The sequence below is a fragment of the Herpetosiphon geysericola genome (assembly GCF_001306135.1).
Lineage (GTDB): Bacteria > Chloroflexota > Chloroflexia > Chloroflexales > Herpetosiphonaceae > Herpetosiphon > Herpetosiphon geysericola.
Genome location: NZ_LGKP01000008.1, coordinates 117830 through 134805 on the forward strand (window position 1 = coordinate 117830; position 16976 = coordinate 134805).

Here is a 16976-nt window from a genome sequence, read left to right on the forward strand (position 1 = left end):
GACTGAAATCGTTTTCATAACGAGCAATTCGTAAGGTTCTCCGTTGGTTCTCAACCGTACGCTAGCGATAGAAATGCACGCTTGCCTTGCTTGGCGTATACAAAATGCTTCAAGAGCGTGTTGAGGAATTGCTGTTATGACCTGTTATGCCAATGAATCGTTGCTGGAGCTGCAATTAACCCAGCAAGTGCGCCTGCTAGAGGCCGAATTACTGCAAGTACGCGGCCATACTGCCAAGCTCCAAGCCTTGATTGACCATACCGAGAGCCTCATTTGGTCGATTGATACCAATTATCATTTGATTATGAGCAATCGCACGTTTCATGAGTATTTGCATCAATGGTACGACCAACACATTGAGTTAGGTCAGCCGATTAGCATGTTGCAACTACCCAAAGCGATTGCCAAACCGTGGAATGATGCCTATCGCCGCGCTTTGCAGGGCGAAGCCTTTGCCCAAGAATTTGTGCATCAATATGCTGGCGCAACCCGCTATTATGAATTTCATTTTGCGCCAATCCTCGATGAGCAACGAGTTGTCCAGGGGGTTAATATTTCAGGCCGCGATAGTAGCAGCCGCCGCTTGGCCGAAGTGATGTTACGCAGCAACGAAGCCCGCTATCGCGCGATCAACGAAGCTGCGCCCTATGGCGTGTTCTTCTGCGATACCGAGGGCCAATGTGTGTATGCCAACACCGCGCTGTTGCAGATGCTCGAAGTGAAGCTCGAAGCGGTGCTCGGCGATGCTTGGATGGAGTTTCTGCACCCAACCGATCTCTCGAATAGTACGAGTTTTTGGTCTGATTTAGCCTTGTCAGTCAAGCAACAGCCAATTCCCGCGGTGTTGTTTGACCAAACCGTCCGCATGAACACCAACATGAATCAATTAATCTGGCTGCGCTTGCGAATTTCGCCAGTGATTGAGGCTGGCGTGCTGTGTGGCTTTGTTGGCATTACCGACGATCTCAGTGCCTTGAAAAAAGCTGAAACTGCTGCCCAAGATAATCAACATTTTATCCAAAAAATTGCCGATACCCTGCCATCGCAATTATTTATCTACGACCGCGATTCTGCCTCGATCATCTATACCAATGAGGTTAGTCGCCAATGGTTTAAAAGCTTTAATATTGATCCTACTGATAGTAGTACTATTCGGTCTCTCTTCCATCCTGACGATCAGGCTAGCATCCAGCAAGCTCTACGAGGTAGTATAGTAGCTAACGATGGTCAACCATTAATTTTGGATTTTGAGTGTCGTTTACGCTCGCCTGAAGGCCCATATCGCTATTTTGCCCTGCGGATTACGCCTTTTACAACCGATGCTGATGGCCACGTAGCCCAATTGCTCGGCGTAGCCAGCGATATTACCGAACGCAAATTGCAAGAGCAACAAATTCGCCAATTGAATGAGCAGCTTGAACAACGTGTTGTCGAACGAACCCAAGAGTTAGCTCAATCGTATCGATTTCAGCGCACTATGATTCAACATGCACCTTCCATTATTATTTCACTCGATCCAAGCGGCGTAGTACGTGGCTTCAATCAAGCTGCCGAATTTGAGTTTGGCTATCAAGAATCAGAGTTGTTGGGCCGCCCCTTTCCTACCAAATTATTCGATCGCTCCGATTTAACCTATCGCTGGGAGATGGAGCAACATCGCAATCAGGGCTTGTTTTACTCCGATTTGGATATTTTGCTGGCTGAGGCGCGCCGTGGCATTTCCGAGCCTCACGAATGGCAAGCGGTACACCGCTCTGGCTCGCGCTTTCCAGTTGAATTAACCATCACGCCACTATTGAATGCAGATGTTTTAGAGGGCTTTTTGCTCATTGGCAATAATATCGCTGCCCGCAAACGCTCCGAAGAAGAATTTCATTTGCTCTATCGTACAACCCGCTCGGTGAGTGAGGCCGCTGATTTCAATAGCGCGCTCGAAGTGGTGTTGCGTAATATTTGCGCCGCGATTGGCTGGGATTTGAGCCTGGCTTGGGTTCCAAGCGCCAATCAAGACTATCTCGCCTTAGCGCCAATTCGTTGGAGCAGTAACGAGCGCTTTCAGCATTTTTATCAATATATGCAAAACTTAGAATTGCCCCAAGGCGCAGGCATGGCTGGGCGCGTCTGGCAAACCAAACAATCAGCCCAGTATCTGCTTGAGCAGCAATATTGGGCCGAATGGAATCTCAGCCAGCGTGGCTATGAATTGGCTCAGCAGGTTGGCTTGCAATCGGCGGTGGTTGTGCCAATTTTGGCCAACGATCAAGTTGTGGCTATCCTTGAGTTCTTTCGTAGCAGCAAAGGTGCCGACAACGAACGCACCAGCAGTTTAATTTCGGTCATCGCAACCCAATTAGGCACGCTGTTTCAACGCAAACAGGCTGAAATGCAACTGCGCCAGAGCGAAGCCAAAAATCGCGCACTTTTGGCAGCCATGCCCGATTTGATGATTCGCTTTACTGCCAAGGGCGAAATTTTGGATTATCACACCAACGATCCATCAGATCTTTTTTTGCCCCAAGATGCGATGATCGGCGCAAATGCCAACAACCAATTGCCGCAGCCTCAAATAGTTAATATTTTGAACGCTACCCAACAGGCAATTGAAACCAACAGTACCCAGAATGTTGAGTATGAACTGACCTTGCCCAAGGGTAACAATGTGTTTGAGGCACGAATTGCGCCGAGTGGCGGTGATGAGGTTGTGATGGTGATTCGCAATATTACCGAGCGCAAGCGGATTGAGCAGCGGCTCCAGCAACAAACCGATGAATTAAGCATCGCCAACGCTGAATTAGCCAAAGCAGCGCGACTCAAAGATGAATTTCTGGCGAGCATGAGCCACGAATTGCGCACCCCGTTGACAGGTATTTTGGCCTTTAGCGAGGCCTTGCGCTACGAGCAATATGGAGCGTTGAACCAAGCGCAAGCCCAAGCCCTCAGCCAGATTGATGAAAATAGCCGCCATTTGCTCGATCTGATCAACGATATTCTTGATCTTTCCAAAATCGAAGCAGGTAAGCTCACGATCAACTATCAAACGATGATTATTGATGAAATTTGCCAAGCAAGCATTCGGATGGTGCAAAAATTAGCTCATAACAAACAACTTGAATTATTGTATGAGCCATGTGCCGATGATGCAATGATTTGCGCCGATTCACGCCGATTAAAGCAAATGTTGGTTAATTTATTGAGCAACGCGGTAAAATTTACACCCAATGGCGGTCGAATTGGGTTAAGTGTTAAGCTTGATAGCCAATTGCGCCAAGTTGCGCTCACTGTTTGGGATACGGGAATTGGGATCAATACTCACGATATTCCCAAGCTTTTTCGGCCATTTTCGCAGCTTGATAGCAAATTATCGCGCCAATATGCTGGAACTGGCTTAGGTTTGGCGTTGGTCTATCACATGGCCAATTTACATGGTGGTCGCGTTGAATTACAAAGCGAGGTTGGGGTTGGCAGTCAATTTCGCTTAATCTTGCCCTGGTATGGCATTGATCATGCTGCGCTTGAACCAAGTCAGCAGCCAATGTTGTTAGCAATTACTGAAGATCGCACGCTGAATATCCAATTGGTGGCTTACGCTGAGCAATTAGGTTGGGCTGTGCGTTTCTGCAAACCTTATTTCGATTTACAACCATATTTGGCTACTAACCAAACAATCCTCTATGATTTGCGTCAAATTAGCTTATCGCAGCAAGTTTTTGAACAGTTACGCCAGCAAACCAACGATAATCCGGTAATTTTATTCTGCGATCAAGATTTTAAGCTTGATATGACAATTCCTGAGCATTGGCATTGTATGTATCAACCAATGAATCAACAGCGTTTGTTCAATACCTTGAAATATATTGATTCGGCGTATCAGATGGATCAGAAATTGCCAGTTAATAGCCCAAAGCAAATTCTCTTTGCTGCTGATAATTTAGCTAATAGCTTATTGATTCGCGATTTTTTGAGTGAATTTGGTTGGGAAGTAACGCTTGTTTACAATCAGCACGACGTGTATGAGGCAATTGCCAATCGAGCAATTGATTTGTTGGTGCTGGATTTACAATTGGCTGGTGGTGACGCGATTCAGATGATTAGCACAATTCGCCGCCATAAAAATTACCGTGATCTTCCCATAATTGCCTTAAGTGCACTCGCCATAATTGAACATCAGCATATTGCCGAGCATGCTGATACAGTTTTATACAAACCATTAAATTTAGTCGAACTTGAACGATTAATCAATGGTTTGTGCAACCCATCAAAGGAGGCTTGATCGTGAATTCTGCTGCTACCATTTTGATCATTGACGATCTCGCCGTTGCGCGAGCAAGTATGAACGCAGTGTTGCAAGGCGAAGGCTATGAGCTGGTTTTTGCTGACAATGGCATAACTGGCATTGCCAAAGCGCTAGAACTTTTGCCAGATACAATCCTACTTGACGTAATGATGCCTGATATGGATGGTTTTGAAGTTTGTCGCCAAATTCGTGCCAACCCGTTGCTGGCCGAAATTCCGGTTGTAATGGTAACGGCCTTGGATGATCGCGAATCGCGCTTGCAGGGCTTGCGAGCTGGGGCCGACGATTTTCTAAGCAAGCCGATTGATAGCCTTGAAATAAAAACCCGTTTGCAAACGATTACGCGCCTAAATCGCTATCGCCGTTTGCAAGACGAACGTCGCCAAGTTGAGCGCTTGAATCAAGAAATTATCGATGCCTATAACGCTGGAATCGAGGCTTGGTCGCGGGCTTTAGATTTGCGCGATAAAGAAACTGAGGGCCATAGCAAGCGTGTGACTGAAATGACTGTGCGGATTGCCGAGGCGTTGGGAATTGCTGGCGACGATTTGGTGCAAATTTGGCGTGGCTCGTTGCTGCACGACATTGGTAAAATGGGCATTCCAGATGCGATTTTACATAAACCAGGCCCATTAACCAACGAAGAATGGCTGGTGATGCAAAAACATCCAACCTATGCCTACGACTTGCTGCGGCCAATTCATTATTTACAGCCAGCGCTGGATATTCCCTATTGTCATCACGAAAAATGGGATGGGAGTGGCTATCCTCGGGGATTAAAAGGCCCTGAAATTCCCTTAGCGGCGCGAATTTTTGCTTTGGCTGATGTCTGGGATGCTTTGCGTTCCGACCGACCATACCGCTTGGGCTGGCCGGTCGAACGGATTCGCGAACACATTGCAAGTTTGGCGGGTAGCCATTTTGATCCTGCACTTGTGCCCCTCTTTTTGCAGCTCGTTGAGGAGACTCCTGAGTCGTTAGTGTTGCATCGGTATGCCCCGGCTACGCTTCGGTAGTTTGGGGCTTTTGGGCTTCGTATTCACGATGCGCCAACTCAGAAATCAGCATATAACGCTGAATGATGCTGGCAATCGGGGCTAGCACAGCAATTCGGCGGCTGGCTTCTTGGCTGACCCGAATAAACTCATCGACATCGCTCGCTTGCTCAAAACGGCGCTGCAAGCGTTCTGCTTCAACCTTCAACTGTTCAATGTATAGTGGTTCTGTTCCAAGCATCCCTATGACCCTTTCCAAACAACGACTAGCGAATTTGGGGATGGCGTGCAGTATAGATGATCCGCGAAATATCAGCGAGTAAGGGGTCGGAAACCGGAGTTTCAATAAAATCAGTATCCTGCCAAATCCACATACTCACAATATATTCATCGCCGTTGGGGTCGCGCACGTAGCCTGCATCAGCGCGGGCATCATCGACCCAGCCGCTCTTGTGGGCCACAAAACTACCTTCAGGCACGCCTGCCACAATTTTGTTGGTATCGCGATTGCGGCTGAGAATTGCGAGAATTTCGTTACAGCGTTCGACGCTGAGCAACGTATCTTGCATATCGAGCAACACGCCTTGACCTTGGCTACATTCGACAATTGCCCAAACCACTTGGGCCATTTCGCGCGGCGACGAACGCACATATGGGTCGGCATTGGTATAAGGCTGTGCGCCTTCTTGGCCGCGTTTCGGCACTTCTACGCCCTGCACCAGCGAAAGATAATCAATCGACTCGAATGGGGCTGCCAAGGTTGTATATTCTAAGCCAAGAATATCAGTTAAGGTTTGGTCGAGAATTTTTGCGCCTTCTAAGCCATCGCCATCGCCAATCATGGCCAGCAAATCGTTGGAGGCTTCGTTATCACTATCGCCAATCATCAAATCGATCATTGCGTATTGATCATCGGTGAAGCGTTCGCGGCTGATAAACGATTGCAACAAGATCGGAATTTTCAGTACGCTCATTCCAGAGAAGACCGTATCGCCGCGATAATCGTACCATTGCTCGCTTTTAATATCGTAGACCGTAATCCCAAACACGCCATCCCATTCAGCTTCGCGTTCGGCCAACGCGGCGGTCAGCTGCTCGGGGCTTGCTTGCAGATTATTGGTCAGCACTTGGGTTGGAATCGACAGGGTTTGGCTGAGCTGCAAGGTTTGGCTAATTTCGGCTAACAGTGCTGTGCGATCAAGGGTTAAGCCTGGAGTGAGCACAAATGCTGAGCGTTCGCGATCGTAGCCAACCGTTGGCGAAAGAGCAACTGCTTGCTCAATTTTAGCAAATGTTTGATCGAGCAATTGCTGATCGAAGGTGCTCTTGATTGCCAAGCGCACGGGAATTTGCTTGTCGGCCAAATCGCGGGCGTCAAGCAGCGCTTGCTGGAAATCATGCTGATAGCCAAGTTGATCCATGCTGAGCTTGATTGGTGCGAGCAAGCTTGGGTTGGTTAAGCTAAGCGTGGCATTGGGATATGCAGCTTGGAGTGCGGCTAGGGCCTGATCTTCGCTGAGGCCACCAATTTCGACGCTGCCAACTTTGCTGCGATCAGGAAAAACCCATTCGCTTGAAGAGAGCATCGAAAGCGGCGGTGGCGCATCAAACTCGGCAGGAGTTGCAGCAGTGCGTTCAGAATGTGAATTGGAGGGAGTGACTGCTTCTGTGGCAGGCAGATAGTAAATTGCTATCCCACAGGCCAGAATTGAGAGCATCGTCACCCAAAAGAGCAAAAAAGCTTTTTTCATTGATGCATGTAGCTTGATAAGTGAATAGAATTGTGTACGATACGGCTAACCAGCACAGTGAGAACCCTCTAAGTATACCGCAGGTTGCTGCTTTGCGGGTACCTAGAGTTTGCTGTTTAAAATGAAGATTGTATGAGAATGTTTAAGCTCTTTAATCTTACCATGTGACGCAGCCCTTGCGAAGCCTGCTACAATACAGCCAGAACCGTTGCATCATTTTACAGGTTGCCTCGTATAGGCTGTATGGCATCGCCAAGGGAGGTACGATGAGACAGCTTCGAATAATAGCGTTAATTGTTTGGCTAAGTTTGGTAATGCTGCCAAGCTTTAGTTATGCAGCAGCGGATAATGCGCTGTGTATGGCTTCGGTCAGTGGCATTATCAACCCAGCGGTCGCCGATTATCTGCAACGCAGCGTGATTCAAGCGGAGCGCCAAGCTTGCCAAGGCTTAGTCATCAAGCTCAATACTCCTGGTGGCCTCACATCTTCAACCTGGCAAATTGGCGAGACCTTGCTCAATGCCAAACTGCCAGTGATTGTCTATGTTACGCCGCAGGGAGCAAATGCAGGCTCGGCAGGGGTTTTCATTACCTACGCTGCGCACATTGCAGCAATGGCGCCCAACACCAATATTGGGGCTGCCCATCCAGTCGATGGCAGTGGCTCGGATATAGATGGTGATCTACGCGATAAAATTACCAACGATGCCGTTGCGCGCATCACCACATGGGCCAAATCGAATGGCCGCGACCCTGAATGGGCTGAGCAAGCAGTGCGCCAAAGTGTTTCGATTGGCAGCAGCGAAGCGCTCGAACGTGGCGTGATCAATCTAATTGCCCAAGATGATGCTGATTTATTGCGTCAACTGAATGGTCGCCAAGTTAATTTGGCCAATGGCACGCAGGTTACATTGCAAACCCAAGCCAGTGCTTTTCAAGCAATCGAAATGACATGGCTCGAACGCCTATTACACTTCTTGGGCGACCCGACCATTGCCACGATGCTGATTAGCTTAGGCAGCCTAGGGATTTATTTCGAGGCAGCTAACCCAGGTTTAGGTGTAGGCGGCTTTTTGGGCGTCATTTCGATCTGTTTGGGCTTGTATGGCCTGAGTGTGTTGCCGCTGAATACGGTTGGGGTTGTGCTATTGATCTTAGCTTTTGTGCTGTTTGCCGTTGATATTTTTGCAACAGCCCATGGAGCTTTGACAATTGGCGGTTTAGCTTCATTCGTGATAGGCGCCTTGTTGTTGGTTGATCCAGCAGAAGCACCAGGGATTATCGTCTCACGAGCCTTAATCACTGGGCTGAGCGTTGGTTTAGCGGTGATCATTGGCCTTAGTCTTTGGATTATGCGCCGTAGTAAACTGGTTGGGCGGGGCGCTGGTGGCGAACGCCTAATTGGTACGATTGCCAAAGTTCGCTCAACGGTGGCGCCTGAAGGCACAGTTTTTGTTGATGGAGCCTTGTGGCAAGCTCGTTCGGACGATGCCTTGACGGTTGGTGATCAGGCTGAAATTGTTGGTTTAGAAGGGTTAACCTTGATTGTGCGTCGTGTGGCGCATAGTGGGCGCTAATGCGCGGAGGTAAGTACAATGGGTGAGTTTGGCGGTATTGTCTTGATTTTCATTGCCGTGATCTTATTTTTCTTTTTGATTTCGGCAATCAAAATTATTCCTGAGTATGAAAAAGGGGTCATTTTTCGCTTGGGTCGCTTGGTTGGGGTGCGTGGGCCTGGGTTGTTCTTTGTGATTCCCATGCTTGAGCGCATGTTCCGTATCGACACCCGGGTGATTACGATGGACGTGCCGGCCCAAGAAGTTATTACCCGCGATAACGTGACCATTCGGGTTAATGCGGTGCTCTACTTCTTGGTGATTGATCCAGGCAAGGCGGTGGTTAACGTGATGGATTACATTCGCGCGACCATGCAAATTGCCCAAACAACCTTGCGTTCAGTCGTTGGTCAATTTGAGCTTGACGAAATGCTTTCGCAACGTGAGCAAATTAACCATCGTTTGCAACAAATTATCGACGAGCAAACGGAGCCTTGGGGGATTAAAGTTAATATCGTTGAAGTCAAAGACGTTGAATTGCCCCAATCAATGCAACGCGCGATGGCGAAACAAGCTGAAGCTGAACGTGAAAAACGCGCTAAGATCATTCACGCCGACGGTGAGTTCCAAGCTTCAAAGCGCTTGGCAGAAGCTGCCGATGTGATTTCACGCGAGCCAGTAACCTTGCAATTGCGTTATTTGCAAACCCTGACCGAAATTGCAGTGGAAAAGAACTCGACGTTGGTCTTCCCATTGCCAATCGACTTGATTCGGCCATTTATTGATCGGGCCTATAGTGGTCTGAATAATGATGGCTATTCGGAAGGTGGTAAAAAGCCAAATGAACCACGCCCTGCGAATCCTGAAGCGCGGCGCGGTCTGTTTGATCCAATGACGGGCTTGCCACTCGAATAATGAGTGCCAAATCCGGCAATGTGCCCTGCTCTTTTGAACGAAGGAGCAGGGCTTTTTGATTTAAATTGCTGCCGTTGAATCTCGCACCACAAGTTCGACCGCCAGCCGTTGATAGCCAGTTGGGCTTTGGCCTGCGAGGAGTTCAATCAAGGCTTGGCCAGCCGATAAGCCCTTTTGGCGATGATCTTGGCGAATGGTCGTGAGCGCTGGCGTGATTCTGGTTGCTTGCGGAATATCATCAAAGCCCACGATCGATAGCTGTTCGGGCACGTTATAGCCCGCCTGTTGTGCTCCGGCGATTGCCCCCAAGGCTAAGCGATCGGTCAAACAAAGAATTGCAGTAGGCCGAGGCGTGCGGGCCAGCAAAATCTGAATGGCTGCTGCGCCATCAGCTTCGTTATTATCATTGCAATCGTAAATTGGCACATCGCTCCAAGCAATGCCCGCCTGTTCGAGTGGCTGGCGATAGCCTTGCAAGCGTAATTGAGTTACAAAAAAGGTTGCTTCGCTTTGTGTCTGAACGTTGATTGGCGCATGTGATGGCCGAACGTGGGTTTCGATCAAGCGATCGGTGATAATTGCAAAATGGCGATGGCCAAGGCTCAATAAATGTTCAGTTGCCATCCGCGCGCCAGCCTCGTCATCAACAATAATCGAAGGCACATCTGGCCGTGGCGGTTGATCAAGCAAGACTGTTGGCAAGCGCCGCTTCAAGGCTGCTTCAACCAAGGGATCAGTGTCCATCATCGAATAGACGATAAAGCCATCGACCAAGGCCTGCTGAACGGTGGTTGTATCGTCGTCGCGCCCAGGCACAAGCAATAAGCCAAGTTTGGCTTGTTCAAGGGTGCTGGCGATGCCTTCTAAAACCATTAATGCAGCTGGGTCGCGAAAAGCATAGGGCAAGCGTTCTGCAAACAAGACTCCGACCGCGCCAGCTCGTTGTTGGCGTAGGCTACGGGCCACTGGATTCGGGCCGGGATAACCAAGCTCAGCGGCCATCGCGAGCACCCGTTCGCGCAGGTCTGCTGAAAGTTGGTCGGGCCGATTGTAGGCGTTGGAAACAGTTGAGACGGCGACACCTAAAGCAGCGGCAACGGTGCTAATTGTGATGCGGTGCGGTTTGGCGGGTTCATGCTCGTTTGCCACAGATCTGCTCCTTTGGACTGATTGTCAGGCTGTATTATACATGCTATACTTCTGAATCGTTACAGAAAAACGTTTCAGAAAGGCAATGGGTTGAATTGTGTCATATTCTGTACCTTCGCTTCGGCGGCATTCGACGCTTTTAGTTGGCTTGGCCTATGCAGCATTTATTAGTTTAGGCTTGCCAGACGGCCTAACAGGAGTTGCATGGCCATCGGTTCGGGCGGAATTTGGTTTGCCGCTTGATGCGCTGGGAGCTTTGATTACCAGCGGCACGCTTGGGTATTTGATTTCGAGCTTCAGCAGTGGGCGAGTTTTAGCCAAAATTGGCGTTGGTTGGCTATTGGTGCTTAGTTGTTTGGCAACTGCGGTGAGCCTACTGGGCTATGGCTATGCTCCAGCATGGCTGTTTATGGCTAGTTTGGGTATTTTAGCAGGTTTGGGCGCAGGCGCGATTGATGCTGGCCTTAATACCTATGCTGCTGAGAATTTCAACCCCCGGATGCTCAATTGGCTCCATGCCTCGTTTGGTTTGGGTGCGGCAAGTGGCCCAGTGATTATGAGTAGCATTATTAGTGCAAATCAATCGTGGCGGCTTGGCTATGTGCTAGTTGGAATTGCCCAATTATTGCTTGCTAGTGCCTTTGCTATCACCCGCAAACAGTGGCAAACCAATCAACCTGAAACTATGGTGGAACCGGTTGCAAGTGCAAGTATGCTACAAACCTTGCGCTTACCAGTCACATGGCTGAATATTCTGTTGTTCTTTCTGTATACGGGCTTAGAATTTTGTGCTGGTCAATGGTTGTATACGCTGCTGACAATCTCGCGAGGCATGGAGCCAGGCATTGCTGGGGTTTGGGTGAGCATTTATTGGGGCAGCTTAACGGTTGGCCGTTTGCTTTCTGGCGTGATTGTTGGCCGCATGAGCGTGGTTAGTTTGTTGCGTTTGAGCATGCTCGTGGCAATTCTCGGCGTCGTTTTGTTCTGGCTGAATCTTGCGCCATGGCTTACCGTGATTGGGATTGCCTTGCTTGGCTTAGCACTGGCCCCAATGTTCCCATCGTTCATCGCCTTAACGCCAGCGCGCATGGGGCCACGCCATTCGGCCAATACGATTGGCTTCCAAATTGCCGCAGCAACCTTGGGTGGAGCTTCGATTGCCAGTAGCTTCGGCTTGTTTGCCGATTTGATGGGGATTGAAGTGCTGGGAACGTATTTGTTTGTGGTGGCAGTGGCGATGGCGCTCATTTTCGAGGCCTTGAATCGCCTAAAACCAGCTGTCTAAGGATAAAGCCAAAAGTCAAAATTCAAAAGGGAATGGGGATCGGTTGTTGGGGGCTGGGGTTCAGTGGGCTGGGTTAGCGGCTGATGGCTATTGGGGAGCAGGAACAATAATCCAAATAATCTGTGGAATTTGTGGCTAAAATAATGTGAGCGGCAGAATCTAGGCTTTTGGTCGACCATGAGTATTTCCAACTATGAACCCTATAGCCCATAGCCTTCTACCCCTTCGTGCTCTTCGCGTTCTTCGCGGTTTCAACGTGCCTGATCCCTCTACGCCCTCAGGTGTATCGAATGATGCATTACGAGCAGCGAGCAGCCTGCTAGACTAGCGCTAGCACCCTTGATTACTGCGTTGGAGGTCTGACCATGATTGCTGCTCGCCGCCCAAGCTTTAGCCGTTTTTTACTGATGAGTAGCCTCTTGACGGGGCTTTTGATTCTGCTTTTTGCCATGACCCGTTGGTTTGATATTCCTGCTGGCGACGTGACTGATTGGTTGGTGGGGATTGTCAGTGTCTGGTGGCTTTTGGCGATTACCATCATTCCTTGGAATATATATTTTGATGCGCGCACGGTGATAGCTGATGCTGAAATGTCGCAGCAACGGGGAATTACCGTTCAAGCCAGCCAACAGCAATACGCCGCTAGCATTGCCAAACGCTCATTACTTGGCGCTGTGCTTTTGCATCTGGTTTCTGCAGGTGTGTTGTATGCGATTGCTGCTAGCAATATTAGCAGCGTAGGCTATGTTGCAGCGGGAGCGGCAATTTTGCTGACTGGTTTACGGCCTGCTTTGCGTGGCTACGAATATGTGGCCCAACGCTTGGCAACCATTCACGAGGAAGTTCGCTTTCCCCGTGACGATATTATGCTGCTGAAACATCAAGTAGCGAGCTTAGAATCTAAAATTGAGCAATTAGACCTTGAGGAAGCAGATTCATGGGCTAGCCAGCAGGTCAAACAGGCCAAACACTTGGAGCGCCAAATTGAGCAATTAAAGCTTGAACTGCAAAGCCTCAGTACCAACAACGAAGCGGCGCATCGCCAAATTAGCCGTGAGATTGATCATGCTGTGGCCCAAATTTCCACCGATGGCCAATTTTTGGAGCATGCTCGCGAGCTGATTCGTTTTTTCAAACAAGCCTAAATTAATCGCGAGCGATCCAGTTTTCTGGATCGCTCGCTCGTTGTGGTTAATTATTGCTGCTGGCTGGCAATTTGGCATCGACGGCGGTCATCAACGTTTTGGCAAAGTCGGTTTCGAAATTGACTTGCTGACCATCAACAAAGACGGTGGGCGTTTGTTGCAATTGGCGTTCAACCGCTGCATCATAGGCGTCGTTAATCACACCAGTATAGGTTCCTGCTTCGATGCAGCTTTCGATTTGTTGGCGATCAGCACCAGCCTGCTCGACGGCGGCCATAATTTGGGTTTTTGGCCCAAGGCTTTTGGCCCATTGGGTTTGGCTATCGAATAAGGCATTGTGAATCGGCCAGAACAGATTTTGATCGCCAGCGCAGCGGGCAATTTCCGCAGTGAGTTGCGCCGATTTATGGATGGTTTTCAGCGGAAACTCGCGGAAAATCACTTGGGCTTTGCCTGTCTCCACATATAAGCCATCGAAATTAGCTTGCGCCAATTCAACTTCCAAACTGCGACAGGCTGGGCATTCATAATCGGCGTAGATTTCGACTTTAACTGGTGCATCGGGCTTACCTTTGTACCAATAATTATCGTCGGTTTTGCCAACTGGAGCATTCAGGCCAGCTTGGTTGGGCATTGGGCCGGTGTTGCTGACACTGGCGGGCTTGCTCAGGGCTTGAAATAGCACAAAGCCAATTCCCAAAACAGCAATTAAGCCCAAGCCAAGATAAAACATTTTGAATGAACGGGTTGGTTGATTGCGGCGCTGGCTTTTGCCAGAGCGAGTTGAGCTAGTCATAGTTCACATCCTCAATAAACGCTGTAGCTTTACAGCATTAACAACACTTGAATCGCGACCAAATGTGGACTCAAGCGGGTGAGCGAGGAGGTGGCGTGAGCGGCAGCATACGATACGAGCAAGCCTTTTGGAGTGGGATGCGCCATTGGCGGCGCTGGCTTGCGAGGCTCTGATGGAGCTGTGGCACAATCAAGACCATTGGAAACCAAGCTACTAACTGCGCAACCTGGTTGGTGGGAGCGCTTGGCTCGAGCGATTGGCTCGGCAGTAATTCGTGCTGACTTGGACAATCCAAGGCGCTTGATTGATCGTTGCGGGGAATGTGCTGGCCAAACTGTGTTTGGGCAACCCCGTTGACGACGCAGCCAACGGGACAGCCAACGCCAAGGTGCAGCACCATCGCCCAACAGAGCAATGGCTGCCATAAAATTCCGAGAACGCTGGTTATTTGGCGTAGTTTCAGCACACCCAAACCCCTAATCGATCAACCTAGCGCGATCATACCATAGCTTGGACCAGAAACATCAGGTTAAGTGCCGATTTTGGGGCAAATGCTTCGATTTTTAATCAGCGTTAATCAAGCGTTTCATAATAGCCAATTTTGCGAGTAACCGCCTCAAGATGCTCTTTAACCTCGCGCAATTGTTGCTCAACCCGCTGGCGATGTGCTTTCAAGAGATTCAGGCGGTCGCGCACAGTATTTTCGCCTTGCTGCAATAACTCGGTATAGCGTCGAATATCGCGAATTGGCATACCAGTAGCGCGCAGGCATTTGATAAAGTGAATCCAATTGATATGGCGTTCGTTATAGGAGCGATAGCCGTTTTGCTGATTGCGATCGACCAGATCGAGCAAGCCAGCGCGTTCGTAATAGCGCAAGGTATGGGCGCTCAGACCAGTAACTTGGGCCATTTGTTGAATGGTTAGGTTTTCGGGCACTCCTTGTTGCATCACCATAATTAAGCTCCTGCACAATAACAATCAGCTACTGTCTATGGTATAGCCTAGAGTGCGCTCTAAAGCAAGTATCAATTTTGCCAACATTAGGGCTTGACTTAGAGCGCGCACGAAGGTTTAGACTGAGCTAGTGATTTAGTGTGAAGGATGCTTGCGATGAGTTTGATAACCACCCCATTTGGCTTTGCCAGCACCGCCGCCGAGGTTGCCGCCGGAATCGATTGTCGTAGCCAGCGGATGATTGTTACTGGCGCTGCGTCGGGGATTGGCGTAGAAACTGCGCGTGCTTTGGCCAGCACTGGGGCCGAAGTTACCTTGGCCGTGCGTGATCTTGCTGCTGGCGAAAAGGTTGCTGCTGAATTGCGGGCCAGCACTGGCAATGCTGCGATTCTGGTCAGCCAGCTTGATTTAGCTGATCGGGCTTCGATTGCGCGCTTTGTGGCTCAATGGCAAGGGCCGTTGCATGTGCTGGTGAATAATGCTGGAGTGATGGCTTCACCTGAGCAGTATACCAACGAAGGTTGGGAATCGCAGTTTGCGGTTAATCATCTTGGCCATTTTGCGCTAAGTCTTGGTTTGCAGCCTGCTTTAGTGGCGGCTGGCGGCGCACGGGTGGTTGTGGTTAGTTCTAGCGCGCATATGCGTTCGCCAGTGATTTTTGATGATGTGCATTTTGCCTTTCGTCCCTATGATCCATGGCTCGCTTATGGTCAGGCCAAAACCGCCAATGTTTTGTTTGCGGTTGAGGCTGATGCCCGCTGGGCCGCCCAAGGCATTCGAGTTAATGCCTTAATGCCAGGCGCAATTTTGACCAACTTGCAACGCCATGTTGGCGGCACAATGCGGGTTGCGCCGGAAATTCAAAAAACTGTTGCCCAAGGTGCGGCAACCTCGGTACTGCTCGGAATTTCGCCCTTGCTGACCGAGGTTGGAGGGCGCTATTTTGCCGATTGTAATGAGCAACCAATTGTCAGCCGCCGCCCCGTCGAAAACCCGTTACTGGGAGTTGCTGGCTATGCACTTGATCGCCACAATGCCCAGCGTCTGTGGAATGTTTCATTGGAGTTACTTGGTTTATAAGACCTAAACAAGCAAAGCCCAGCGATCCAAATTTAAGGCTTGGATCGCTGGGCTTTTTTAATTCAGCTAGATAATTGGCCCCACAAAAACGGTATGGCCTTTGGGTTGGCTGCGATCGGCGGCGGCATCGACAATTGCTTGGGCAAATTCCTCGATCGTAGGAATTGGCTCAGGGCTGTGTTCTTTGCGAGCAGCTAAAAAGCCAGGCTGAACCCTATCAAGCAATTTGGGCGTGATCGTGCCTTCAATCATATCGCCGCTCACGACATAGAAGTGAATGCCACGTTGGCTGAATTCAGCGATGCGTTCGCGCAATGCCATTTCGCCAGCTTTTTTGCTGCTTGCTACCGGTTCGTAGCCAGCGATAATTGGCCGTTCGCCATAAAAATGCGCCCAGTGGCTGGTGACGAACACAATGCAACTGCCAGCAGGCATCAATGGCAACATTGTTTCAACCGTTTGCACTTGCGCGGTCAGATTTAGATCCATAGCATAGGTTGCTGGCTTGTCTTTTTCAAGACCGCCACTAGCGTTAAGCACCAAAACATCAAGCTTGCCAAAAGCTTGTTGAATTTGGGTTTGGGTTGTTATCAGGTCATTAATTTGGGTTAAATCGGCTTGGGCTAGCAACGCTTGCCTTCCCAGGGCGGTTATTTCGGCAGCAACCGCTTCAGCCCGGGCGGCCTTGCTGCGATAATTAAGCACAATATCGGCTCCCCGTTGGGCCAGTTGGCGGCTAATTTCGGCTCCAATGCCGCGCGAAGCTCCGGTTATCAGGGCAACTTGCCCAACAAAATCCTCTGGCACACATGATCCTTTCACGTCGCTTGGTTGGTTTTCCCATTGTGAGAAAAGCTAGCACGATTATACATATGCTGGCAAGCGGATAAAGAACATAGAGCAAAGAACATAGAGCATAGGAGTTGAGGGTTGGCGTTGTTTAACCACGAAGGACACGAAGATCACGAAGTTCAGGTTTATCGTTTTATGCCAGTTATAAATATTCAAGTGTTTACCTAATTCAAACCTTCGCGTGCTTCGCGCTCTTCGCGG

The 16976-nt window shown here is 49.5% G+C and carries 14 protein-coding genes; 7 read left to right on the plus strand and 7 right to left on the minus strand.

Annotated features, from left to right (window positions below; translation table 11 throughout):
- The first annotated feature begins 136 nt into the window (after positions 1-136).
- On the plus strand, positions 137-4270 hold the full coding sequence (locus SE18_RS04095; RefSeq protein ID WP_054533148.1) for a PAS domain S-box protein: 4134 nt from the start codon (positions 137-139) through the stop codon (positions 4268-4270).
- 2 nt (positions 4271-4272) lie between these two features.
- On the plus strand, positions 4273-5310 hold the full coding sequence (locus tag SE18_RS04100; RefSeq protein WP_083469710.1) for an HD domain-containing phosphohydrolase: 1038 nt from the start codon (positions 4273-4275) through the stop codon (positions 5308-5310).
- Here SE18_RS04100 and SE18_RS04105 read toward each other — a convergent pair.
- Positions 5297-5530 (minus strand): hypothetical protein, encoded by a 234-nt coding sequence (locus SE18_RS04105; RefSeq protein ID WP_054533149.1) that lies wholly within the window; start codon positions 5528-5530, stop codon positions 5297-5299. The genes SE18_RS04100 and SE18_RS04105 overlap by 14 nt on opposite strands.
- A 25-nt stretch (positions 5531-5555) precedes the next feature.
- The gene (locus SE18_RS04110; RefSeq protein ID WP_054533150.1) at positions 5556-7040 is read right to left on the minus strand and encodes a serine hydrolase; all 1485 of its coding nucleotides are present in this window, start codon (positions 7038-7040) and stop codon (positions 5556-5558) included.
- A gap of 266 nt (positions 7041-7306) precedes the next feature.
- Between SE18_RS04110 and SE18_RS04115 the strand changes: the two genes are divergently transcribed.
- Both SE18_RS04115 and SE18_RS04120 read left to right on the plus strand, forming a co-directional pair.
- Complete coding sequence (locus SE18_RS04115) at positions 7307-8617, plus strand: NfeD family protein (RefSeq protein ID WP_054533151.1); 1311 nt, start codon at positions 7307-7309, stop codon at positions 8615-8617.
- 18 nt (positions 8618-8635) lie between these two features.
- Positions 8636-9511: a slipin family protein gene (locus SE18_RS04120; RefSeq protein ID WP_054533152.1), complete on the plus strand. Its 876-nt coding sequence runs from the start codon at positions 8636-8638 to the stop codon at positions 9509-9511.
- Positions 9512-9571: 60 nt separating this feature from the next.
- On the opposite strand, the gene SE18_RS04125 is transcribed toward SE18_RS04120, so the two are convergent.
- The gene (locus tag SE18_RS04125) at positions 9572-10660 is read right to left on the minus strand and encodes a LacI family DNA-binding transcriptional regulator (RefSeq protein ID WP_054533153.1); all 1089 of its coding nucleotides are present in this window, start codon (positions 10658-10660) and stop codon (positions 9572-9574) included.
- Between the two features lie 97 nt (positions 10661-10757).
- On the opposite strand from SE18_RS04125, the gene SE18_RS04130 reads away from it, so the two are divergent.
- Positions 10758-11945, plus strand: a complete 1188-nt coding sequence (locus SE18_RS04130; RefSeq protein WP_054533154.1) for an MFS transporter — start codon at positions 10758-10760, stop codon at positions 11943-11945.
- Positions 11946-12310: 365 nt separating this feature from the next.
- Positions 12311-13090, plus strand: a complete 780-nt coding sequence (locus tag SE18_RS04135; RefSeq protein WP_054533155.1) for a UbiA prenyltransferase family protein — start codon at positions 12311-12313, stop codon at positions 13088-13090.
- Positions 13091-13136: 46 nt separating this feature from the next.
- Here the strand turns inward: SE18_RS04135 and SE18_RS04140 are convergent, their stop codons facing one another.
- From SE18_RS04140 to SE18_RS04150, 3 genes are all read right to left on the minus strand, one after another.
- Positions 13137-13886 carry a DsbA family protein gene (locus SE18_RS04140; RefSeq protein ID WP_054533156.1) on the minus strand — a complete coding sequence of 250 codons (750 nt, stop codon included), beginning with the start codon at positions 13884-13886 and terminating at the stop codon, positions 13137-13139.
- A gap of 70 nt (positions 13887-13956) precedes the next feature.
- A complete protein-coding gene (locus SE18_RS04145; protein WP_054533157.1) occupies positions 13957-14352 on the minus strand; it encodes a hypothetical protein in 396 nt (131 codons plus the stop codon).
- A gap of 107 nt (positions 14353-14459) precedes the next feature.
- The gene (locus SE18_RS04150) at positions 14460-14843 is read right to left on the minus strand and encodes a MerR family transcriptional regulator (RefSeq protein WP_083469711.1); all 384 of its coding nucleotides are present in this window, start codon (positions 14841-14843) and stop codon (positions 14460-14462) included.
- A gap of 156 nt (positions 14844-14999) precedes the next feature.
- Between SE18_RS04150 and SE18_RS04155 the strand changes: the two genes are divergently transcribed.
- Positions 15000-15923, plus strand: coding sequence for an SDR family NAD(P)-dependent oxidoreductase (locus tag SE18_RS04155; RefSeq protein WP_054533158.1), 924 nt, complete (start codon positions 15000-15002; stop codon positions 15921-15923).
- A 66-nt stretch (positions 15924-15989) separates the two neighbouring features.
- Here the strand turns inward: SE18_RS04155 and SE18_RS04160 are convergent, their stop codons facing one another.
- Positions 15990-16730: an SDR family oxidoreductase gene (locus SE18_RS04160; protein WP_054533159.1), complete on the minus strand. Its 741-nt coding sequence runs from the start codon at positions 16728-16730 to the stop codon at positions 15990-15992.
- Positions 16731-16976: the final 246 nt, after the last annotated feature.